Source organism: Streptomyces sp. HUAS TT11 (assembly GCF_051553595.1).
Classification (GTDB): Bacteria; Actinomycetota; Actinomycetes; order Streptomycetales; family Streptomycetaceae; genus Streptomyces.
Window position 1 is genome coordinate 4130481 of record NZ_CP196184.1, and the last position, 19576, is coordinate 4150056.

The window sequence follows — 19576 nt, forward strand, 5'->3', positions numbered from 1 at the left end:
CCGGAGACCACCCATGCTGCTTCCCGTCCTCCTGCGCGGCGCCCTCCTCTCCCCCTTCAAGCGCCCCGGACCCGATGCCGGCTTCCCCCGCGGCCGACTCTCGCTGCCCGGGTTCCGGGTCGACCCCGCCCGTCTCGCCGCGTACGAGCGCGTCTGCGGATTCCCCGTCGACGCAGGCGCGTTGCCGGTCACCTATCCGCATGTCCTCGGCTTTCCGCTCGCCATGCGGATCATGGCGAGCCGGGAGTTCCCCCTCCCCCTGCTCGGGCTGGTGCACACCTCCGTCGAGGTCACCCGGCGGGAGGACCTCGTCCCGGACGGCACGTACGACATCGGCGTATCGATCAGGGAACTCGTGCCCCATCGGCGCGGCACCGAGGCCGTCGTGGTCACCGAGGTCCGCGCCGGGAACCGGACGGTGTGGGAGTCGACCAGCACCTATCTCGCCCGGCACCGCACCGACGCCCCCGCCGGGGCACGGCCCGTGGACCCACGCCCCCTCCCCGTGTCGGCCGAGTGGCGGCCGGCCGGGGACGTCGGGCGGCGGTACGCGGCGGTCTCCGGGGACCGCAACCCCATTCACCTCCACGCCCTGACCGCCCGCGCCTTCGGCTTCCCGCGCGCCATCGCCCACGGCATGTGGACCCTCGCCCGGTGCCTGGCCGAGCAGCCGGCCCCCGTCGCGGTACGGGTGCGGGCACGGTTCAGGGCGCCGGTCCTGCTGCCGGGCACCGTGACGTACGGGGCCGAGGGCGGACTGTTCGAACTGCGCAGCGGGGAGCGGCTGCATCTGACCGGTGAGACACGTCCACTCGACCGCTGAACGCCCCGCGGGCACCACGCGGGACGTCTCACCGTCGGGGTCGTTCGCCGCGGACTCCGGCCGGGCCTAGGGCCGGTCGGGCTCCGGGGGCGACCAGGACCGGCCCTCCATGAGGTCGCCGAGACCTGCCCACGCGAAGTTCATCAACGTCGTGGCCGCCTGGCGGGCGGAGACACCGGGTGTGGCGTTGGCCCAGGCCGCGAGTGACTCGGCGGCACCGACCAGGGCCTCCGCGAGTCCGGCGGCCTCGCGCTCGGGCAGGTCGGGGTCCCGACGGTCGCCCGGCGTGCCCCCTTCGTTCGAGCAGGGGCTCCCCCTGTCGCGTGCGGCGACCGCGATGAGCCGGGTCACCAACGTGACGATCTCCTTCCGCATCGCCGCGACCTCGACCGCGAACGTCTCGCCGTGCGTACGCGCCTGGAGATGCAGGATCGACCAGCCGTCCGGGTTCTGCGCCGTGTGCGTGAAGAACGCGCGCAGCCCTTCCCAGAGTTGGCGGTCCGCGCCGAGCCCGGGGCGGACGCCCGCGCGCACGGCCTCGGTGAGCGCCGCTGCCTCGCGCCGGATGCAGGCGGTGAAGAGTTCGTCCTTGGAGTTCAGGTAGAGATACACCAACGGCTTGGACACGCCCGCCAGTTCGGCGATCTCGTCCATGGACGCGGCCGTGTAGCCGCGCTGCCCGAAGGTCTGCACGGCGGCGTCGAGCATCTGCCGTTCACGGACCGCCCGCGGCATCCGCCTGGTCTTCACGGAACCCATGTGGGCAAGGGTACGTTCAGCCCGCGAAAACCGGGTCCGGCCTTCAGGAGGCCTGGCTCTGCTTCCTGGCGACGTCGTCGGCCACGTCCTCCTGGGCACGGTTGGCATCGAGGTTGGCCTTCATGCGGTCCACCCGTCCGACGATCTGCACGGAGGCCCGTTCGCGCTCCCCCCGCAGCAGGACGAAGCTGATCGGCGCCGAGACCACCAGGGCGAGCAGCACGATCCAGATGCCGTTGGAGTCGCCGAGGCCGCGCGGGACGAGACCGGAGTAGACGAGGCCCCAGACGACCACGAGGCAGCCCGCGAGGATACCGAGGCGCATCAGTGTGTAGCGGAACATCTCAATCCACTCTTCCGTTCCGTGGAGGTCCTGCCGGCCGGGCGATGCCGACGACGCCACGGGACCTCTCCAAGTGCATCCTCCAGTGAAGCACGCCGGGCACCCGATCTTGCACGGGGGTGCGGCGGCTCAGCCCAGGGGCAGCAGCATGATGATGTCGTCGCGGTCGTCATGGGGTGCCACCCGGATCGCCCCGGGCACGCGGCCGACCTCCTTGTAGCCGCACGAGCCGTAGAAGTGCTCCAGACCGTGACCGCCCCGGCAGGTCAGCCGTATGGCCTCGATCCCCTCGAGGCCGCGGACCGCCTCCGCGGCGGCGGCCAGCAGATCACGCCCGTACCCCTTGCCCTGGTGACGCGGGTGCACCATCACCGTGTAGAGCCACACCCAGTGCTTCATCAGCCGGTGCGTGTTGAAGGTGACGAACGCGGTCGCCGCCACCTGCCCGTCCTCGTCGTGCCCCACCAGCAGCCGGGTACGCCCCTCGGTCATCGCCGCCAGGTGCTTCACCAGCTCCGGGCGTATGTCCTCGCGTGCGACCGGCGGCACGAAACCCACGGATCCGCCGGCGTTGGACACGTCCGTCCACAGGTCGAGGACGCCGTCGCGAAGAGCGGGGGTCATGGCCGGATCGAGCGTGAACGTAAGGGGCATAGGTGGAGAGTAGTTATTACCGGCGCCTGGACTCAAGGCCTTTCGATGTCCTCTGCGCCACACCGGCGAGCCCCGGCCGTGGCCGGGGCTCGGTCGGGTTCGTGAGGGCGGGTCAGACGCGCATGGGCTGCGGCTCGTCGCGCCGGGCCGGGTCCGGGCCGTCGTACTCGCGGATGATCTCGTAGCGCGTGTTCCGCTCGACCGGCCGGAAGCCCGCGTCGCGGATCAGGTCGAGCAGGTCCTCGCGGGTCAGCTTGTTCGGCGTGCCGTAGTTGTCGGCGTCGTGCGTGATCTTGTACTCGACGACCGAGCCGTCCATGTCGTCCGCACCGTGCTGGAGGGCCAGCTGCGCGGTCTGGACGCCGTGCATGACCCAGAACACCTTCACGTGCGGGACGTTGTCGAACAGCAGGCGGGAGACAGCGAAGGTCTTGAGCGCCTCCGCGCCCGTCGCCATCTGCGTCCGCGCCTGAAGCCGGTTGCGGATCTTGCCGTCCTTCATGTCCACGAAGTCGTGCTGGTAGCGCAGGGGGATGAAGACCTGGAACCCGCCGGTCTCGTCCTGGAGTTCACGCAGCCGCAGGACGTGGTCCACGCGGTGCCGCGGCTCCTCGATGTGGCCGTACAGCATCGTGCACGGGGTCTTCAGACCCTTCTCGTGCGCCAGACGGTGGATCCGCGACCAGTCCTCCCAGTGGGTCCTGTGGTCGACGATGTGCTGCCGGACCTCCCAGTCGAAGATCTCGGCGCCACCGCCGGTCAGCGACTCCAGGCCGGCGTCGATCAGCTCGTCCAGGATCTCGGAGGCCGAGAGACCGGAGATCGTCTCGAAGTGGTGGATCTCCGTCGCCGTGAACGCCTTCAGCGAGACGTCCGGCAGCGCGGCCTTCAGCTCGCGCAGCGACCGCGGGTAGTAGCGCCACGGCAGGTTCGGGTGCAGGCCGTTGACGATGTGCAGTTCGGTGAGGTTGTCCGACTCCATCGCCTTGGCGAGGCGGACGGCCTCCTCGATGCGCATCGTGTACGCGTCCTTCTCACCGGGCTTGCGCTGGAAGGAGCAGTACGCGCAGGACGCGGTGCACACGTTCGTCATGTTGAGATGACGATTGACGTTGAAGTGGACCACGTCGCCGTTCTTGCGGGTCCGCACCTCGTGCGCGAGACCGCCGAGCCAGGCGAGGTCGTCCGACTCGTACAGCGCGATGCCGTCCTCGCGGGTCAGCCGCTCACCGGCCCGGACCTTGTCCTCCAGCTCCCGCTTGAGCCCGACATCCATGCTTCTGCCTCTCCCTCGACAAACCCCCCCAACGGTACCCCCGGCCTCCGGGCGGCCGACGCCCCCGTCCGGTACCGCGCGCCTACTGCTGTTCGGGCAGCTCGCCCACCCGGTTCTCCCACTTCGTGGACAGCACGATGGTCGTGCGCGTACGGGAGACGCCCTTGGTGCCGGACAGCCGGCGGATCGTCTTCTCCAGGCCGTCCACGTCCGACGCGCGCACCTTGAGCATGAACGAGTCGTCGCCGGCGATGAACCAGCAGTCCTCGATCTCCTGAAGGTCCTTCAGCCGGTGCGCCACGTCCTCGTGGTCGGCTGCGTCGGAGAGCGAGATGCCGATCAGGGCGGTGACGCCGAGGCCGAGGGAGGCGGCGTCGACCGTGGCGCGGTAGCCGGTGATGACGCCGGCCGCCTCCAGGCGGTTGATCCGGTCGGTGACACTGGGCCCGGAGAGGCCCACGAGCCGGCCGAGCTCGGCATAGGAGGCCCTGCCGTTCTCGCGCAGGGCCTGGATGAGCTGCCTGTCAACGGCATCCATAGATCCGCAGCCTTTCATTGTTCGGCGTTACCGCAAGTTTACGTATGGAACCAAGGCGCGCAGGATCCGACCCCTGAGAATCTCTCACAGGATGCGCGACGGGCCGACGCCCCGGCGCGCCACCGGGAAACGCGCCCCCACCGCTCGGGCGCCTACTCGTCGGGGCGGGAGCCACCCCCGAGCTCACCCTGCCAGCGGCGGTACAGCCGGTGCGGCACCCCCGCCGCGTCCAGCACCCGCCCCGCGACGAAGTCGACGAGGTCCTGGATGTGCGTGGCGCCCGCGTAGAACGCCGGCGACGCGGGCACCACGACCGCGCCCGCCTCGTCCAGCGCCACGAGTTGCTTGAGGGTCTGTCCGCTGAGCGGAGTCTCCCGCACGGCGACGACGAGCGGCCGCCGTTCCTTGAGCGTGACGCTCGCGGACCGCTGCAGAAGGTCCTTGGAGAGCCCGAGTGCCACACCCGCCACACAGGCCGTGGACGCGGGCACGATCAGCATCCCTTTCGCCGGGTACGAACCGGAGGACGGCCCGGCGGCCAGATCACCGGCGCTCCAGTACCGCACACGGTCGCCCTCGACGCCCACCGCGAACGTCCCCGGTTTGCCGTCGGCACCCCGGCCCAGCCACTCCCGCAGGTCGTCCCGCCAGTGCGCGTCCCGGAAGGCGATGCCCGTCTCGTCGAGCAGCGTGAGCCGCGAGGCGCGGGAGACGACCAGATCGACGCTCTCGCCCGCGGCGAGGAGAGCACGCAGCACGGCCGCGGCATACGGAGTGCCGGAGGCGCCGGAAACCCCTACGATCCAAGGCGTACGCGGCGTCTCTCCTGGCTTGACTGGGTTCACGACACCGAGCCTATCCGGCGCCGCGGGGCGGGATCCGGTCAAGGGGGCCGAGGCCGATCCCGAGGGGGCGGACGAAGGGTGGGGTGCCATGTCGAGCACGGAGCCGCAGTGGTCGCAGGCTGACCGCGCGAAGGCGGCGGCCAAGCTGATGGCGGGCTGGGTGGCGCTGCTGTGGCTGCTCGAAGTGATCGACGTGACCACCGGCCATGCTCTGGACGACTTCGGCATCGTTCCCCGCAGGGCCTCCGAACTGGTCGACGTCGTTCCGGCCGCCTTCGTCCACTTCGGCTTCGCCCATGTCGCGTCGAACAGCGTGCCGCTGCTGGTGCTCGGCTTCCTCGCGGCCCTGGGCGGTCTGCGCCGGTTCGCCGCGATCTGCGCGCTGATCACCGTGGCGGACGGTCTGGGTGTCTGGCTCGTGTCCCCGGCGCACACCAATACGGCGGGCGCCTCCGGCCTGGTCTTCGGGCTGTTCGGCTTTCTGGTGGCCACCGGCATCGTCGAGCGCCGCCCGCTCGGCATCCTGGTCGGTCTGCTGGTCGCCGCGATCTGGGGAGGCTCGATCCTGCTGGGTCTCTCCCCCGCGCAGACGCACATCAGCTGGCAGGGCCATCTCATCGGCCTGGCGGCGGGCGTCGCGGCGGCGTTCCTGTTCCGCCGCCGTACGGCGACGCCGTAGCGGGGCGGCAGGGTGCGGGATGCCCACCCGGGCCGCCCGCACCGGCCTCACACGCTCAGGCCGCGCACCAGGAGATCCAGCAGCGCGCACACGAACAGGGCGATCCCGATGAACCCGTTGACGCTGAAGAAGGCGCGGTTCACACGGCTCAGGTCGTGCGGCCGGACGATCGTGTGCTCGTAGACGAAGGCGCCCGCCACGATCACCAGGCCGAGCCAGAAGAAGGCACCGGCACCGGTGACGACGGCGTACCAGACGAACAGCGCCGTGGTCACCGTGTGGCAGGCGCGGGCCCCCCAGATCGCCGCCGGGACGCCGAAACGGGCCGGCACCGACATGACGCCGATCTCCCGGTCCGTCGCCACGTCCTGGCAGGCGTAGATCAGGTCGAAGCCGCCGATCCAGACGCCGACGGCGAGGCCGAGGATCACCGCGTCCCAGTCCCAGGTGCCGCTGATCGCCAGCCAGCCGCCGACCGGACCCATCGCCTGCGCCAGGCCCAGGATGGCCTGCGGGAAGTTGGTGAACCTCTTGCCGTAGGGGTACACCACCATCGGGATCACCGCGATGGGGGCGAGCGCCAGGCACAGGGGGTTGAGCAGGGCCGCGGCGCCCAGGAAGAAGACCAGCGCGACCAGCGCGCCCGTCCAGGCGTGCCGCACCGACATCGCACCGGTGACCAGCTCGCGGTGGGCCGTGCGCGGATTGCGTGCGTCGATCTCGCGGTCGATGACCCGGTTCGCCGCCATGGCGAAGGTGCGCAACCCCACCATGGCCACGGTGACGAGGAACAACCGTCCCCAGTGGATGTTCCTGTCCCACTGGAACATCGCGGTCAGCGCGGCGATGTACGCGAAGGGCAGGGCGAACACGGAGTGCTCGATCATCACCAGGCGCAGGAACGCCTTGGTGCGTCCCGGCTGCGGGATCGCGGCGGAGGCGCTGCTCACAGGCCGTACTCCTTCCAGCGGCTCGTCACCTTCGCCGCCGTCTCCGGGTCGGACAGGACCATCTCGGGCCAGCCGCCGTCCCTCGTGTAGCCCTCCTCGGGCCATTTCCTCGTTGCGTCGATGCCCGCCTTGCCGCCCCAGAACTGCTGGTAGGAGGCATGGTCGAGATGGTCGACCGGGCCTTCGACGACCGTGAGGTCGCGGGAGTAGTCGGTGTTGCCGAGCGCCCGCCAGGCGACCTCGTGCAGATCGTGCACGTCGCAGTCGGAGTCCACGACGACGATCAGCTTGGTCAGGGACATCATGTGCGCCCCCCAGACGGCGTGCATCACCTTCTGGGCGTGCTTCGGGTACTTCTTGTCGATCGAGACGATCGCGCAGTTGTGGAAGCCGCCCGCCTCCGGCAGGTGGTAGTCCACGATGTCCGGCACGATGATCTTGAGCAGGGGCAGGAAGAACCGTTCGGTGGCACGGCCGAGGGGCCCGTCCTCCGTCGGGGGGCGGCCCACCACGATCGACTGGAGCAGCGGCCGGCGGCGCATGGTCACGCAGTCGATCCGCAGGGCGGGGAAGGGCTCCTGCGGCGTGTAGAAGCCGGTGTGGTCGCCGAACGGGCCCTCGGGGAGCGTCTCGCCGGGCTCCAGCCAGCCCTCCAGGACGACCTCGGCGTTCGCCGGCACCTGGAGCGGGACCGTCTTGCAGTCCACCATCTCGATCCGCCTGCCCGCGACGAACCCGGCGAAGAGGTACTCGTCGATGTCCCCGGGGAGCGGCGCGGTGGAGGCGTACGTCACGGCGGGCGGGCACCCGAAGGCGATCGCGACCGGCAGCTTCTCACCGCGCCTCGCCGCCACCTGGTAGTGGTTGCGGCTGTCCTTGTGGATCTGCCAGTGCATCCCGATGGTGCGCCGGTCGTGTCGCTGGAGGCGGTACAGGCCGAGGTTGCGGACCCCGGTCTCCGGGTCCTTGGTGTGGGTCAGCCCGAGGTTGAAGAAGGAGCCCCCGTCGTCGGGCCAGGTGAACAGGGCCGGCAGGGCGTCGAGGTCGACGTCGTCGCCGCGCAGAACGACCTCCTGCACCGGCGCGTTGTCGGATTTGACCTTCTTCGGCGGTACGTGGGCCATCGCTCCGAGCTTGCCGAAGGCCTCGCGCACACCGACGAACCCGTGCGGCAGTTCGGGCTTGAGCAGTCCGCCGATCCTGTCGGAGATGTCGCCGTACGACTTCAGGCCGAGGGCCTTCAACAGCCGCCGGTCGGTGCCGAACACGTTCATGGCGAGCGGCATGCTCGAGCCGCGCACGTTCTCGAAGAGGAGCGCGGGCCCACCGGACTTCTGCACCCGGTCGACGATCTCCCCGACCTCCAGATACGGGTCGACCTCGGCTTTGATGCGCTTGAGGTCTCCCTCGCGCTCCAGCGCCCGGAGCAGGGACCGAAGATCGTCGTAAGCCATGCGATCCAGTATCCGGCACCCGCTAACCTTGCCCCGTCACCGGGGCCCTCTCACGCTCCGTCGCCGACTCCTGGGGGATCGCACCACCATGTTCAGGTATCTGCCCTACCTGCTGGTCCTGGCGCTGTGGATATACGCCTTCATCGACTGCCTGAACACACCCGAGGAAGAGATCCGGGGGCTGCCCAAGGTGGTCTGGGTCATCATCATCCTGCTCTTCGGCGAAGTACTGGTGGGCCCGATCGCCTGGCTCGTCGCCGGCAAGGTGCGCCACTCCCCGGTGAACGGCTCCACCCCCTCCGAGTGGCACCGCAACCATCGCATGGACTGGGTCGCGCCCGACGACAACCCGGCGTTCCTCACGTCCTTGAAGGAGGAGAACAAGAAGGACGAGGCGCTCCTGAAGGACTGGGAGGCCGACCTGCGCCGCCGCGAGGAGGAACTGCGGCGTCGTGAGCACGGCGAGGGCTCCAAGGACTGAGCCCGGGGGACCGGGCGCCGGAGACCGGCAACTCCCCCGCGCGCAGGTGACGTACCGCGGCTGACGGGCCCGGTGCAGCCGAGGCGGCGGACGTCCGCCTTCCCCACGTTGCCCGGACGATACGGCGGGCGGAGAGTGAAGGCATGGACCGGGCACAGGCACACGAGTGGCTCGCCACCGCCGTCGCGGAGGCCCGCACCGGCCTGGCCGAGGGCGGCATCCCCATCGGTGCCGCGCTGTACGGCGCGGACGGCGTGCTCCTCGGCCGCGGCCGCAACCGCCGTGTCCAGGACGGCGACCCGTCCCTGCACGCGGAGACGTCCGCCTTCCGTGCGGCGGGCCGCCGGCCCTCCTACCGGGGCACGACGATGGTGACCACTCTGTCCCCCTGCTGGTACTGCAGCGGCCTGGTCCGCCAGTTCGGCATCTCCCGGATCGTCGTCGGCGAGGCGACCACGTTCGTCGGCGGTCACGACTGGCTGGCGGAACACGGGGTGGAGGTGGTCCTCCTCGACGACCCCGGGTGCAGGGCGTTGCTGCATGCGTTCATCGACAGGAACCCGGCGCTGTGGAACGAGGACATCGGACGCGGCTGAGCCCCGTGTCGCCACCACCGGTCCGTCCGTGGCGGAAGCGGCCTCGGCGCGCGCATCGGCGCCCGGGGCGTCGGTGTGCCGGAGCCCGGTCGGTTGCGCATCGGCCCGCACCGGGCTCCGGCAGCGTCACCGTCCTCGGCCCACGCGCGGGCAGGGGCGGTCCCCTGTCCTCATGGACGAATACGTCCGGCAGGACGCGCCGTCCGACCTGGCGGCGCTCCGCGTCAACGCCGGTGATCCGACGGCCGATCGGCCCCGTCGCCCTCCACCTGGGCGAGCAGGCGCTCGAAGCGCTGCCGCCAGCCAGGGTCCCGGTCGTCGCCGGTCTCGTGGGTGAATCGCACCGTCGTGCCCTGCGGCCTGCCCGGTTCCAGATGGAAGCGGATGCGGCCGCGGTCCTCCACCGTGTATTCGGCGACCCGTTCCACGTCCCATGCCGTGATTCGGCCCCGGGCCGTGCCGTCGGGCAGCCGGAGTCCCACCGCGCCGCCGAGCCGCGGTTCGAACGGCTCGGCGGCGGCCAGCCACTGCCGCAGACCGGCGGCAGTGGCCAGAGCGCGCCAGACCTCCTCCACGGGCCGGGACAGGTGCAGCACGTAGTGCCGTACGTGCAGGTCCCCCCGGTGCTCGGCGGTGCCCTCTTCGATGGGATCGGTCATGACACCAGCCTGGCGCGCGACCGGGGGATCCGCACGTGTTACGGGCGCTCGCCCGCCTTGTCGACGACCGTCCGCTCCAGAATGGCGCTGCCGCCCGTGACCTGGTCCTTCGCATCGAGCTGCCGTTCCCCGAGGAAGGCGTAGGTCTTCGGATCGAAGATCAGCCGGTCGCTCCCGTCGCCGCTCCCCCGGGTGACCGCGACGCCCTCCCGGCCCGCCGAGTCCTTGACGTGCCGGACCAGCGTGACGCCGGGGATCCTGGCCGCGGCCCGGTACAGCGCGGCGCTCACCTCCGGCGGCATCAGGGACTCACGGATCAGATCACCGAGCAGGACGAAGGCGGCGTAGTCCTGGTCCGGGCGCTCCTTGTCCACCTCGCCCGCGCCGACCTCGTAGAGCCGGTCACGCATCTCGTCGGGGTCGGTCGGCAGCTTCGACAGCGCACGGTGGTCGGCGGCTCTCCCGCCGCCCGGAGAGGTGGGCTCCGGCGTCACGTGCTCGTTCCCCTGCCGGTCCTCCTTCAGCAGCCCCGGGTGGCGGCCGTCCACCGACAGCCGGATCTCACGGTCGTGCACGGGGTCGAGCCCGGCGGGCCCGGCGCCGGCGCGGATCGGACCGTGCGTACGCGTCGAAGAGCTCTCCGAACGCGCCGGGATCGCCCGCACGGATGCGTGGCCTCAGGTGCGTGTCCACGTCTCTCGCCTGTCCGTACGACGAAGGCCGGTTCCGGTGACGTGGGTCACCGGAACCGGCCTCCGTGGCAGGGAGCTCACGCGGCAGGGGCTTACACGCCCGCGTACGAGTGCTTGCCGCTCACGAAGATGTTCACGCCGTAGTAGTTGAACAGCCAGCACCCGAAGGCGATGAGCGCGATGTAGGCCGCCTTGCGGCCCTTCCAGCCGGCCGTGGAACGGGCGTGCAGGTAACAGGCGTACGCGACCCAGGTGATGAAGGCCCAGGTCTCCTTCGGGTCCCAGCCCCAGTAGCGGCCCCAGGCGGACTCGGCCCAGATGGCACCCGCGATGATCGTGAACGTCCACAGGGGGAAGACCGCCGCGTTCACGCGGTAGGCGAACTTGTCGAGGGACGACGAGGCGGGCAGCCGCTCCAGCACCGAGGTGGCGAAGGTGCCGGGCTTGCCGCCGGCGGCGAGCTTGCTCTCGTAGGAGTCCTTGAACAGGTAGAGGATCGTGCCGACCGCGCCGACGTAGAAGACCGCGCCGCAGAGGATCGCGGTGGACACGTGGATGTACAGCCAGTACGAGTGCAGGGCCGGGACGAGCTGGTCGCTGGCGGTGTACAGGACGGTGACGGCGAGACCGAGGTCGAGCAGGACGGTGGTGACCAGGAACAGGCCCAGCCACCGCACGTTCTTCTTCAGGGCCAGCAGCACCAGATACACACCCACGGCGACCGTGGAGAAGGTGATGTTGAACTCGTACATGTTGCCCCACGGAGCCCGCTGCACGGAGGCCGCGCGGGCGACGACGCCGGCGAGTTCGACGACGAAGGCCAGCACGGTGAGCGACACGGCGACGCGGCCGAAGAGGTCGCCCTGCTCGTCACCTCCGTGGGCGCCGGGGCCGTCCGGTACGTCACGGGCACCGGCCGCGGAGCGGGTGACGACCTTGGGCCGCTCGAGCACCGCGGTGCCCCCGGCCTTCCTGACCGTGACGGCGGGCGCCTGCGCCCTCTTCACGCCGTCGGTGGTGAGCGCGTTGGCCGTACGGGCGACCCTGCTGCGGCTGCCGAAGAGCCATTCGGCGATGTACGCGAAGAAGGCCAGGGTGTAGACGGCCATCGCGGAGTAGATCAGCGTATTGCTGAGCTGCGCGAGGTGTTCGTTGGTGGCGGTGGCGAAGGTCACTTCTTCTGGGCCCCTTCAGCGGCAGGTACGGGGGTTGTGGCGCCCGGCTCCTGATCGGGGTCGGCGTCTTTCTCGTCGGTCCTCGTGGGTGCCCGGTCGTGCACGAGCGCGGCCAGATCGCCCAGTTCCTCGGGCAGTTTCGCGGACTCGCTGCGGCCGAGGCCCGCCATCTCGACGACGGTCACACCGTCGGCGCCCGTGGTGGCGCGCACCCAGACGCGGCGGCGGTGGATGAACAGGGAGCCGGCCAGTCCGAAGATCGCGGCGATCGCACCGCCGAGCGCCCAGCCGTTGCCCGGCTGCTGCACGACCTGGAAGCCGGCCCACTCCTTGATGTCCTTGTCGAACGTGATGGAGCCGTTGCCCCCGGGCAGCGTCATGGTCTCGCCGGGCAGCAGCCGGACCGCGAGGATGTTGCCCTTGGCGTCCTTGAACTGCTTCAGGTTCTTGGTGTTCAGCTGGTACACGTTCTGCGGGATGCCCGCATTGACGCCCAGGTCCCCGTGGTACGCGTTGAGCATGAGCACCGGGTAGTCGAGTGCCGGGAACTGCGAGAACATCGTGCCCTTGCCGACGCCCGCGAAGGTCGGCACGAAGACCGCCTTGAAGCCGAGCTGGTCGTGCACCCCCTGGGCGTTGCGGTAGCCGTCGTAGACCTTGACGGCGCCCTGCGAGGTCGCGTTCGAGTCGAGGGGCAGCAGTGGCACGGCGCCCTGGAAGACGACGTTGCCCTTGCCGTCCCGGACGGTGACGGTCGGGGCGTACCCGTGGCTGACGAGATACACCTTCGCGTCGCCGATGTTCAGCGGCTCGTTGACCCTGATGGTGGTCTTCTTGTCCTTGCCGTAGGCGCCCACGCTGTACGTGATGCCCGCCTCGTACGTACGCGGGGTGCCCCTGTTCGGGCCGTTGCGCTCGTACGTGCCGGTGAACTCGTTCAGTCTGAAGCTGAACGGCACCAGGTCGTCGTCGGTGAACAGGCTGCCGGACTTGAAGTCGTCGTACTGCGTGAGCGTGTTGGAGAACCCGTCGCCCTCGACGACCAGCTTGTTGCCCTCGGACTTGTAGAGCTGTCCCCAGGCGAAGGCGATCAGCAGCACGATGAGGGCGACGTGGAAGGCGAGATTTCCGGCTTCGCGCAGATAGCCCTTCTCGGCGGCGACCGCGTCCCCGGCCATGTGCGCGCGGAAGCGGCGTCGCTTGAGGACCTTCAGTGCGGCCTCGCGTACCTGCTCGGGGTCGGCGTCGGTGCGCCAGGTCGCATAGGCGGGCAGCCGGGTCAGCCGCTTGGGCGCGCCCGGCGGGCGGCCCTTCAGCTGGCCCACGAACTGCCAGGTGCGCGGCACGATGCAGCCGATGAGCGAGATGAACAGCAGGATGTAGATCGCCGAGAACCACACCGAGCTGTACACGTGGAACAGCCCGAGCTTCTCGTAGACCGGCCCCAGTGTCGTGTGGCTGTCCATGAAGTCCTGCACCTTGAGCGCGTCGGTGCCGGACTGCGGGATCAGCGAACCGGGGATCGCCCCGAGCGAGAGCAGGAACAGCAGGAGCAGCGCGACCCGCATGGAGGTCAACTGCCGCCAGAACCACCGGCCCCAGCCGATGATCTCGCGTGCGGTCCAGCTGACCCAGCCCTGGAGTCCGGGGGCGCGGGAGCCGCCGAACGAGCCGGGCACGGCCGTCTCGGTGGGCGCGGTGGACAGTTGCGAGCCGGCCTCGCCGAGGTCGGCCTCGGAGCCGTTCGCGGGGCTCTCGTCGCTGTGCACGTCGGTGCTCCGTGTGTCGCTCATGGATCAGATCCCCACCGTGAAGCCGTTGGACCAGCTCTGCATCTGCTGGACGATGCCGTCCCAGGCGCCCGTCAGCAGCAACAGGCCGGTCACGATCATCATGGTGCCGCCGATCCGCATCACCCAGACGTAGTGGCGCTTGACCCATCCGAAGGCGCCGAGCGCCTTGCGGAAGGCCACGGCGGCGAGGACGAAGGGCACGCCCAGACCGAGGCAGTAGGCGACGGTCAGTATGGCCCCGCGTCCGGCGCTCGCCTGGTCGGAGGAGAGCGCCAGCACGGAGGCGAGGGTGGGACCGATGCACGGAGTCCAGCCGATGCCGAACAACGCGCCGAGGAGGGGTGCGCCCACCAGGCCGGTGGTCGGCCGCCTGTGGAAGCGGAACTCGCGCTGGGTGAGCCAGGGCATCAGCCCCATGAAGAACACGCCCAGCAGGATCATCAGGGCGCCGAGCACCTTGGACAGGGTGCCGTTGTGCTCCTGAAGGGTCTGGCCGAAGTAGCCGAACAGTGCGCCGCTGGAGACGAACACGGCCGTGAAGCCGAGCACGAACAGGGAGGCACCCGCGACCATCCGGCCGCGCCGGGCCTCGGCGAGGTCGGTGCCCGTGACACCGGTCACGTAGGAGAGGTAGCCCGGGACGAGCGGCAGGACACACGGGGAGAAGAAAGAGACGAGGCCGCCGAGGAGGGCGACGGGCAGCGCGACCAGAAGCGCCCCGTTGAGGACGGTCTGGTTCGGGTCGGTGGCCGCGGCGAGCGTGGACACTGCGCTCACGTCACTTCTCCGCGACGACCGGGGCGAGCATCCCGCGCAGTTTGTCCTCGCTGAGGGCCTGGAGCGTGCGCGCGGCGACCTTCCCCTCGCGGTCGATGACCAGTGTGGAGGGGATCGCCTGCGGGTTGAGCGTGCCCTTCGCGAAGCGGAGCATCAGCTTGCCGGTCGGGTCGTACAGGCTCGGATAGGTGACCCCGTACTGTTTCTCGAAGGCACGGGCCGGCTGTGTGCTGGTGTCACGGGTGTTGATGCCGACGAACTGGACGCCCTTGCCCTCCATGTCCTTGGCGACCTTGACGAAGTTCGACGCCTCGGCGCGGCACGGCGGGCACCAGGAGCCCCAGACGTTGATGACGACGACCTTGCCCTTGTAGTCGGCGACGTCGAGCTGCTTGCCGTCGATCGTGGTGCCGGACAGATCCGGGGCGGCGGCCCGCTCGCCCTGCTTGACGGTCGCGATGCCGTCCTTGCCGGTGATGAAGTTGGTGTTGCCGGAGCCCCCGGACGTGCCGCCGGATCCACAGGCCGACAGGACGAGCGCGGCGACGGCGGCTCCGGCGGTGGCCAGGGCGGCGCGTCGACGGCTGCGGCCACGCGTGTGGTTCAGGCGCTGGGGGGTGCGGCGGGCGGCACTCATGTGAAAAGTTTCGCATGTCCGATCCGGGGATCTTGCGCACCCCCCTTGCGGGTGGAAAACCGCATTTCAGGCGGCGTTCGACGGGGTACTCGAGGCATCCGCCCCGGCGTCCGGGAGGAACGCCTTCCAGCCACCCGCCGGCTGCTGTCCCACGTCCAGGGCCTGCAGCTTGCGCACGGTCTCGGGCTTCTGGACGTCGAGCCAGTCCGTGAACTGCCGGAAGGACACGAGCCGTACGTCGCCGCCCTTCTCCTTCTCGCGCGCGATGTACTTGAACGCCTCTTCGACGGCGTCCATGTATATGCCGCCGTTCCAGTGCTCGAAGTGGTTGCCTATGAAGTAGGGCGCGCGGTTCGTCTCATATGCCCGCTTGAATCCGTTTATGTAGGCGTTCGCCGCCTGAGTGCGCCAGCCCGGGTAATTGTACGAGGGCGCCTGTGTCGTCCTGATCGACTGGTTGGCGAGCATGTTGTAGTCCATCGACAGGACTTCGAAGGTGTGTCCGGGGAACGGGATCAGCTGGAGCGGGAAGTCCCACAGTCCCTGCCGCTTCACCGGCCAGCGCTGCCGGCCGCCGGGCGAGGAGGCGTCGTAGCGCCAGCCCAGCTCGCGGGCCGTCGGCAGCAGGTTGTCCTGGCCGAGGAGGCAGGGCGTGCGACCGCCGATCAGTTCCTTGTCGTAGTCGAAGGGCAGCGCCGGCAGGTCCGTGAAGCCGGTGTTGGTGCGCCACTCCTTGACGAAGGACTTGGCCTGGTCGATCTCGCTGCGCCACTGCTTGGGCGTCCAGTTCCCGACCGTGCCGAAGCCGGAGCAGAAGTGGCCGTTGAAGTGGGTGCCTATCTCATGGCCCTCGAGCCAGGCACGGTGGACGTTCTCCAGGGTGGCGCGCACGTGCGCGTCCGTCAGATAACCGATGTCGGAGGCGCCCGGCGCGTTGTTCGGAGGCAGGTACAGACGCTTCTTCGACTCGGGCAGCAGATAGAGCCCGGAGAGGAAGAAGGTCATGTGGGCGCCGTGCTCCTTGGCGAGGTCCAGGAAGCGCGGGAAAAGACCGTTGCCGACCTCGCCGGCGCCGTCCCAGGAGAAGACGACGAACTGCGGCGGCGCCTCACCCGGTTCCAGGGGCCGCGGCTCGTCCGGCTGGTTCGGCTGGTTGCCGGTGTCGGAGGTGGAACCGTCGCCGAGGGGACGCGCGGTGGCGGTGGGCCTGGGGCTCGGGCGGGAACTCCCGGCGTCGACGGAGCCCCCCTTGCCGGAACCGCGCCCCGGGCCGGAACCGTCACGCGATGGGGAGCCGCACGCGGCCAGTCCCATGGCGGCCGCCGCACCGGCACCGAGTCCCATCAATCCCCGGCGGCTTATCTCCCGCATCCCGTCCTCGTCTCATAGCGCGCTCTCAGCGGTCACACAGTGAGAGGGTGCGACGGAGACGAAGGTTCCGCTCAAGCCGCTGGTGTGTCGCAGATTTTACGAAGATACGACTGGATGACGGACTTGGGTACGACTTGTGACGAAACGTACGTCCTGGTGTAGAGCGTGCGCCCGACGGCGCACGCCTCCACCACCCGGCCCCGGTCGGGGCCGCCGTACGGCTCAGGCCCCGAAGGCCTTGTCCTTGCCCTTCACGGGCTTGGCCCCGGCCAGCAGATGGGCGGGAACCAGGTCCCGGGCCGGCTCGGTGTAGCCGACCGACACGATCTTGTCGCCCTGGTACGTGAACGTGGTCAGCGAGGCGAGCGTGCACTGCCGTTTGCGCGGATCGTGCCACAGGCGCCGCTTCTCCACGAAACTGCGCACGATCCAGATCGGCAGCTGATGGCTGACGCAGACGGCCTCGTGCCCGCGCGCCGCGTCCTTGGCGGCGTCCAGCGCCCCGATCATCCGCACGACCTGCTCCACATAAGGCTCGCCCCAGGACGGCTTGAACGGGTTGACGAGGTGCTTCCAGTTCTCCGGCCGCCGCAGCGCGCCGTCCCCGACACCGAAGGTCTTGCCCTGGAAGACGTTCTCGGCCTCGATGAGCCGCTCGTCGGCGGCGAGGTCGAGCCCGTGCGCCTTGGCGATCGGGGTGGCCGTCTCCTGCGCCCGCTCCAGCGGGGAGGCGACGACATGGGTGATGTCACGGGAGGACAGGTGCTCGGCGACCCGCTCCGCCATCTGCCGCCCCAGCTCGGACAGGTGGTAGCCGGGGAGCCGCCCGTACAGGACGCCGTCCGGGTTGGCGACCTCCCCGTGACGCATCAGGTGGACGACGGTGATGTCACTCATGCTGCCGTGGCCTCCGCTGTTGCACGGGCCGCCGCGGGAAGGGCGTCGGCGATCCGCTGGATCGCGCGCTCGTCGTGGGCGGTGGAGACGAACCAGGATTCGAAGGACGAGGGTGGCAGATAGACACCCTGCGAGAGAAGGGAGTGGAAGAAGGCCGTGAACCGGAACGACTCCTGGCTCTTGGCGTCCTCGTAGTTGTGCACCGGGCGATCGGTGAAGAACACGGAGAACATGTTGGACGCGCTCTGGAGCCGGTGCTCCACGCCTTCCTTGGTCAGCGCGTCGGTGACGAGCGTACGGATCTCGGCGGAGACCGCGTCGACGGTGTCGTACGCGGCGTCGTCGAGCAGCCGCAGCTGGGCGAGGCCGGCGGCGGTGGCGACCGGATTCCCGGAGAGGGTGCCCGCCTGGTAGACGGGTCCGGCCGGGGCGAGGTGCGCCATGACGTCCGCACGTCCGCCGAAGGCCGCGGCGGGGAACCCTCCGCCCATGACCTTGCCGAAGGTCATGAGGTCGGGCTCGACCCCGTCGATGCCGTACCAGCCGGCCCTGCTGGTGCGGAATCCGGTCATGACCTCGTCGGAGATGTACAGGGCGCCGTTCTCCCGGCAGAGGTCCTTCAGCCCCTGGTTGAACCCGGGCAGCGGCGGCACGACGCCCATGTTCCCGGGAGAGGCCTCGGTGATCACGCAGGCGATCTCTCCGGGGTGCGCGGAGAAGGCGGCGCGGACGGCCTCGAGGTCGTTGTACGGGAGAACGACGGTGTCCCCGGCCTGGGCGCCGGTGACTCCGGGGGTGTCGGGCAGGGCGAACGTGGCCACTCCGGACCCGGCGGCCGCCAGCAGCGAATCGACGTGCCCGTGATAACACCCGGCGAATTTGATCACCTTGGCGCGGCGGGTGAATCCGCGGGCCAGCCGGATCGCCGACATCGTGGCTTCCGTCCCGCTGGAGACGAGCCGTACCTGTGCCACGGGCGCCACCCGGGCGACGATCTCCTCGGCGAGCGCGACCTCGCCCTCACCGGGCGTGCCGAAGGAGGTACCGCGCAAGACCGCCTCCTGCACGGCGGCGATCACCTCCGGGTGGGAATGCCCGAGAATCATGGGCCCCCAGGAACAAACAAGATCAACATATTCGCGCCCGTCGGCATCGGTCAGATAGGGACCACTACCGGACACCATGAACCGGGGCGTACCGCCCACGGCGCGGAAGGCGCGCACCGGAGAGTTCACGCCGCCGGGCGTGACGGCCGACGCGCGCTCGAAAAGAGTCTGCGAAACTGGGGCTTCGTACGGATAGCTCACACAAGCCATGGTGTCAGAGCCCGCAAAGATCCCGCGGAGAGGTGTTTGAACGCACGTTTCGGCGAGCGGCCGTGGGGGAGGTCACTGACACGATGATCGGGTTGCGCGGCGGGGGCCACGCGTCCTAGAAAAGCACTCGGGTGGAGATATGCATCGCGGTGGCGGACTGGGCGAGGGGACCGATGACCTCGGTCCTCGGCGTGCCCGGCAGGGAAGGCACCGGCGCGACGCGGAAGAGACGAGCGAGAGACGCCAGGCGCAGAGCGCGCAGGGCGGACCTGAGCGGATCGACCGGCTGTCACGTATGGATGACATGGACCATGCGAACCGTAGGGTTGATCGACTCGGGTCTGGGAGCGGGAATGGTGGCCGGGTGGGGGTGACGTACAAATACTTCGGTGCGCCGGACGGCGCCACCGCGGCCCGGGTCCCGATCTCGATGCGTCCCGAGGAGCTCGGCGGCGACGAGCTCGGCATGGGCGGCATGTTCACCAAGATCAAGCCGGAGACCATGGCGGCGATGGTCCTCACGGGCATCGAGGGCGTCCCGCTGCACAAGGTCCCGCCGCTGGAACTGGTGGTCCTGCACCCCGATTACGCGGTGGTCAAGCTCCCCATGACGGTCGTGGACCCCCTGCGCGGCATAGGCGAGGAGGCGGTGGGCGCCGCGGCGTTCATCTGGTCGACGGTCCCCGACCGGGGCGGGCCGCGGGACGCGTTCAACGTCTACCAACTGCTGCACGAGTGGCAGGATTTCAGCCATCGCCTGCACGAGGCGGGGCATCAGCCGTACTGCCTGGTGTGGCCCTGATCCGGGGCTCCTGAACATCCCGCCCCGACGCCGGGCCTGACGGTGCCGGTCCACGGAGG

22 protein-coding genes are annotated in these 19576 nt (G+C 69.8%); 5 read left to right on the forward strand and 17 right to left on the reverse strand.

All coding sequences use genetic code 11. From position 1 onward, the window contains the following. The first annotated feature begins 13 nt into the window (after positions 1-13). Positions 14-823, forward strand: coding sequence for a MaoC family dehydratase (locus ACSHXN_RS18450; RefSeq protein ID WP_438303381.1), 810 nt, complete (start codon positions 14-16; stop codon positions 821-823). Positions 824-889: 66 nt separating this feature from the next. Here ACSHXN_RS18450 and ACSHXN_RS18455 read toward each other — a convergent pair whose 3' ends face one another. From ACSHXN_RS18455 to ACSHXN_RS18480, 6 genes are all read right to left on the reverse strand, one after another. Beyond that, positions 890-1582, reverse strand: a complete 693-nt coding sequence (locus ACSHXN_RS18455; RefSeq protein WP_355136985.1) for a TetR/AcrR family transcriptional regulator — start codon at positions 1580-1582, stop codon at positions 890-892. A 43-nt stretch (positions 1583-1625) separates the two neighbouring features. Next, positions 1626-1925, reverse strand: a complete 300-nt coding sequence (locus ACSHXN_RS18460; RefSeq protein WP_355136987.1) for a DUF4229 domain-containing protein — start codon at positions 1923-1925, stop codon at positions 1626-1628. A gap of 129 nt (positions 1926-2054) precedes the next feature. Further along, entirely contained in the window at positions 2055-2579 is a 525-nt protein-coding gene (locus ACSHXN_RS18465) for a GNAT family N-acetyltransferase (RefSeq protein ID WP_355136989.1), read from the reverse strand. Between the two features lie 112 nt (positions 2580-2691). Next, positions 2692-3855 carry an aminofutalosine synthase MqnE gene (mqnE, locus tag ACSHXN_RS18470; RefSeq protein ID WP_059130185.1) on the reverse strand — a complete coding sequence of 388 codons (1164 nt, stop codon included), beginning with the start codon at positions 3853-3855 and terminating at the stop codon, positions 2692-2694. Positions 3856-3937: 82 nt separating this feature from the next. Next, positions 3938-4393 (reverse strand): Lrp/AsnC family transcriptional regulator, encoded by a 456-nt coding sequence (locus tag ACSHXN_RS18475; protein ID WP_059130184.1) that lies wholly within the window; start codon positions 4391-4393, stop codon positions 3938-3940. A 152-nt stretch (positions 4394-4545) separates the two neighbouring features. Then, complete coding sequence (locus tag ACSHXN_RS18480) at positions 4546-5238, reverse strand: UbiX family flavin prenyltransferase (protein ID WP_355136992.1); 693 nt, start codon at positions 5236-5238, stop codon at positions 4546-4548. Between the two features lie 88 nt (positions 5239-5326). Between ACSHXN_RS18480 and ACSHXN_RS18485 the strand changes: the two genes are divergently transcribed. Then, the gene (locus ACSHXN_RS18485) at positions 5327-5917 is read left to right on the forward strand and encodes a rhomboid family intramembrane serine protease (RefSeq protein ID WP_438303382.1); all 591 of its coding nucleotides are present in this window, start codon (positions 5327-5329) and stop codon (positions 5915-5917) included. A 47-nt stretch (positions 5918-5964) separates the two neighbouring features. Here the strand turns inward: ACSHXN_RS18485 and mqnP are convergent, their stop codons facing one another. Next, a complete protein-coding gene (gene mqnP, locus ACSHXN_RS18490) occupies positions 5965-6867 on the reverse strand; it encodes a menaquinone biosynthesis prenyltransferase MqnP (RefSeq protein ID WP_355136999.1) in 903 nt (300 codons plus the stop codon). Then, on the reverse strand, positions 6864-8321 hold the full coding sequence (locus ACSHXN_RS18495) for a menaquinone biosynthesis decarboxylase (RefSeq protein WP_355137001.1): 1458 nt from the start codon (positions 8319-8321) through the stop codon (positions 6864-6866). Before ACSHXN_RS18495 ends, mqnP begins: the two co-directional genes overlap by 4 nt. A gap of 88 nt (positions 8322-8409) precedes the next feature. Here ACSHXN_RS18495 and ACSHXN_RS18500 point away from each other — a divergent pair, with 88 nt between their 5' ends. Together ACSHXN_RS18500 and ACSHXN_RS18505 are read left to right on the forward strand one after the other, a co-directional pair. Beyond that, positions 8410-8802, forward strand: a complete 393-nt coding sequence (locus ACSHXN_RS18500; RefSeq protein ID WP_383358156.1) for a PLD nuclease N-terminal domain-containing protein — start codon at positions 8410-8412, stop codon at positions 8800-8802. Between the two features lie 143 nt (positions 8803-8945). Beyond that, positions 8946-9398, forward strand: coding sequence for a nucleoside deaminase (locus ACSHXN_RS18505; RefSeq protein ID WP_355805072.1), 453 nt, complete (start codon positions 8946-8948; stop codon positions 9396-9398). 224 nt (positions 9399-9622) lie between these two features. Here the strand turns inward: ACSHXN_RS18505 and ACSHXN_RS18510 are convergent, their stop codons facing one another. The 9 genes from ACSHXN_RS18510 to hemL all read right to left on the reverse strand — a co-directional run bounded on the left by ACSHXN_RS18510 (position 9623) and on the right by hemL (position 18715). After that, positions 9623-10057: an SRPBCC domain-containing protein gene (locus tag ACSHXN_RS18510; protein ID WP_355137007.1), complete on the reverse strand. Its 435-nt coding sequence runs from the start codon at positions 10055-10057 to the stop codon at positions 9623-9625. A gap of 38 nt (positions 10058-10095) precedes the next feature. Beyond that, positions 10096-10722, reverse strand: a complete 627-nt coding sequence (locus tag ACSHXN_RS18515) for a CU044_5270 family protein (RefSeq protein WP_356114756.1) — start codon at positions 10720-10722, stop codon at positions 10096-10098. 119 nt (positions 10723-10841) lie between these two features. Then, entirely contained in the window at positions 10842-11924 is a 1083-nt protein-coding gene (gene ccsB / locus ACSHXN_RS18520) for a c-type cytochrome biogenesis protein CcsB (RefSeq protein WP_355137011.1), read from the reverse strand. Further along, on the reverse strand, positions 11921-13717 hold the full coding sequence (gene resB / locus ACSHXN_RS18525; protein ID WP_355137013.1) for a cytochrome c biogenesis protein ResB: 1797 nt from the start codon (positions 13715-13717) through the stop codon (positions 11921-11923). Before resB ends, ccsB begins: the two co-directional genes overlap by 4 nt. Before the next feature lie 3 nt (positions 13718-13720). After that, a complete protein-coding gene (locus ACSHXN_RS18530) occupies positions 13721-14494 on the reverse strand; it encodes a cytochrome c biogenesis CcdA family protein (RefSeq protein ID WP_355137015.1) in 774 nt (257 codons plus the stop codon). A gap of 1 nt (position 14495) precedes the next feature. Beyond that, positions 14496-15131, reverse strand: coding sequence for a TlpA family protein disulfide reductase (locus tag ACSHXN_RS18535; protein ID WP_355137017.1), 636 nt, complete (start codon positions 15129-15131; stop codon positions 14496-14498). Between the two features lie 66 nt (positions 15132-15197). Beyond that, positions 15198-16502 (reverse strand): hypothetical protein, encoded by a 1305-nt coding sequence (locus tag ACSHXN_RS18540; protein WP_356114757.1) that lies wholly within the window; start codon positions 16500-16502, stop codon positions 15198-15200. Positions 16503-16724: 222 nt separating this feature from the next. Then, entirely contained in the window at positions 16725-17399 is a 675-nt protein-coding gene (locus ACSHXN_RS18545) for a histidine phosphatase family protein (protein WP_356114758.1), read from the reverse strand. Continuing rightward, positions 17396-18715 carry a glutamate-1-semialdehyde 2,1-aminomutase gene (gene hemL / locus ACSHXN_RS18550; RefSeq protein WP_438303383.1) on the reverse strand — a complete coding sequence of 440 codons (1320 nt, stop codon included), beginning with the start codon at positions 18713-18715 and terminating at the stop codon, positions 17396-17398. The genes ACSHXN_RS18545 and hemL overlap by 4 nt, the downstream gene beginning before the upstream one ends. A gap of 139 nt (positions 18716-18854) precedes the next feature. On the opposite strand from hemL, the gene ACSHXN_RS18555 reads away from it, so the two are divergent. Further along, on the forward strand, positions 18855-19517 hold the full coding sequence (locus ACSHXN_RS18555) for a hypothetical protein (RefSeq protein WP_355137025.1): 663 nt from the start codon (positions 18855-18857) through the stop codon (positions 19515-19517). Positions 19518-19576 lie beyond the last annotated feature (59 nt).

Excerpts from the sequence above, each read along its gene's own strand:
- ACSHXN_RS18555 (WP_355137025.1), top strand. The coding sequence starts at position 18,855 with ATGCATCGCGGTGGCGGACTGGGCGAGGGGACCGATGACCTCGGTCCT.
- ACSHXN_RS18455 (WP_355136985.1), bottom strand. The coding sequence starts at position 1,582 with ATGGGTTCCGTGAAGACCAGGCGGATGCCGCGGGCGGTCCGTGAACGG.
- ACSHXN_RS18485 (WP_438303382.1), top strand. The coding sequence starts at position 5,327 with ATGTCGAGCACGGAGCCGCAGTGGTCGCAGGCTGACCGCGCGAAGGCG.
- ACSHXN_RS18450 (WP_438303381.1), top strand. The coding sequence starts at position 14 with ATGCTGCTTCCCGTCCTCCTGCGCGGCGCCCTCCTCTCCCCCTTCAAG.
- ACSHXN_RS18540 (WP_356114757.1), bottom strand. The coding sequence starts at position 16,502 with ATGCGGGAGATAAGCCGCCGGGGATTGATGGGACTCGGTGCCGGTGCG.
- ACSHXN_RS18465 (WP_355136989.1), bottom strand. The coding sequence starts at position 2,579 with ATGCCCCTTACGTTCACGCTCGATCCGGCCATGACCCCCGCTCTTCGC.
- ACSHXN_RS18475 (WP_059130184.1), bottom strand. The coding sequence starts at position 4,393 with ATGGATGCCGTTGACAGGCAGCTCATCCAGGCCCTGCGCGAGAACGGC.
- ACSHXN_RS18495 (WP_355137001.1), bottom strand. The coding sequence starts at position 8,321 with ATGGCTTACGACGATCTTCGGTCCCTGCTCCGGGCGCTGGAGCGCGAG.
- ACSHXN_RS18510 (WP_355137007.1), bottom strand. The coding sequence starts at position 10,057 with ATGACCGATCCCATCGAAGAGGGCACCGCCGAGCACCGGGGGGACCTG.
- resB (WP_355137013.1), bottom strand. The coding sequence starts at position 13,717 with ATGAGCGACACACGGAGCACCGACGTGCACAGCGACGAGAGCCCCGCG.
- ACSHXN_RS18460 (WP_355136987.1), bottom strand. The coding sequence starts at position 1,925 with ATGTTCCGCTACACACTGATGCGCCTCGGTATCCTCGCGGGCTGCCTC.
- hemL (WP_438303383.1), bottom strand. The coding sequence starts at position 18,715 with ATGGCTTGTGTGAGCTATCCGTACGAAGCCCCAGTTTCGCAGACTCTT.
- ACSHXN_RS18500 (WP_383358156.1), top strand. The coding sequence starts at position 8,410 with ATGTTCAGGTATCTGCCCTACCTGCTGGTCCTGGCGCTGTGGATATAC.
- ACSHXN_RS18545 (WP_356114758.1), bottom strand. The coding sequence starts at position 17,399 with ATGAGTGACATCACCGTCGTCCACCTGATGCGTCACGGGGAGGTCGCC.
- ACSHXN_RS18535 (WP_355137017.1), bottom strand. The coding sequence starts at position 15,131 with ATGAGTGCCGCCCGCCGCACCCCCCAGCGCCTGAACCACACGCGTGGC.
- ACSHXN_RS18505 (WP_355805072.1), top strand. The coding sequence starts at position 8,946 with ATGGACCGGGCACAGGCACACGAGTGGCTCGCCACCGCCGTCGCGGAG.
- mqnE (WP_059130185.1), bottom strand. The coding sequence starts at position 3,855 with ATGGATGTCGGGCTCAAGCGGGAGCTGGAGGACAAGGTCCGGGCCGGT.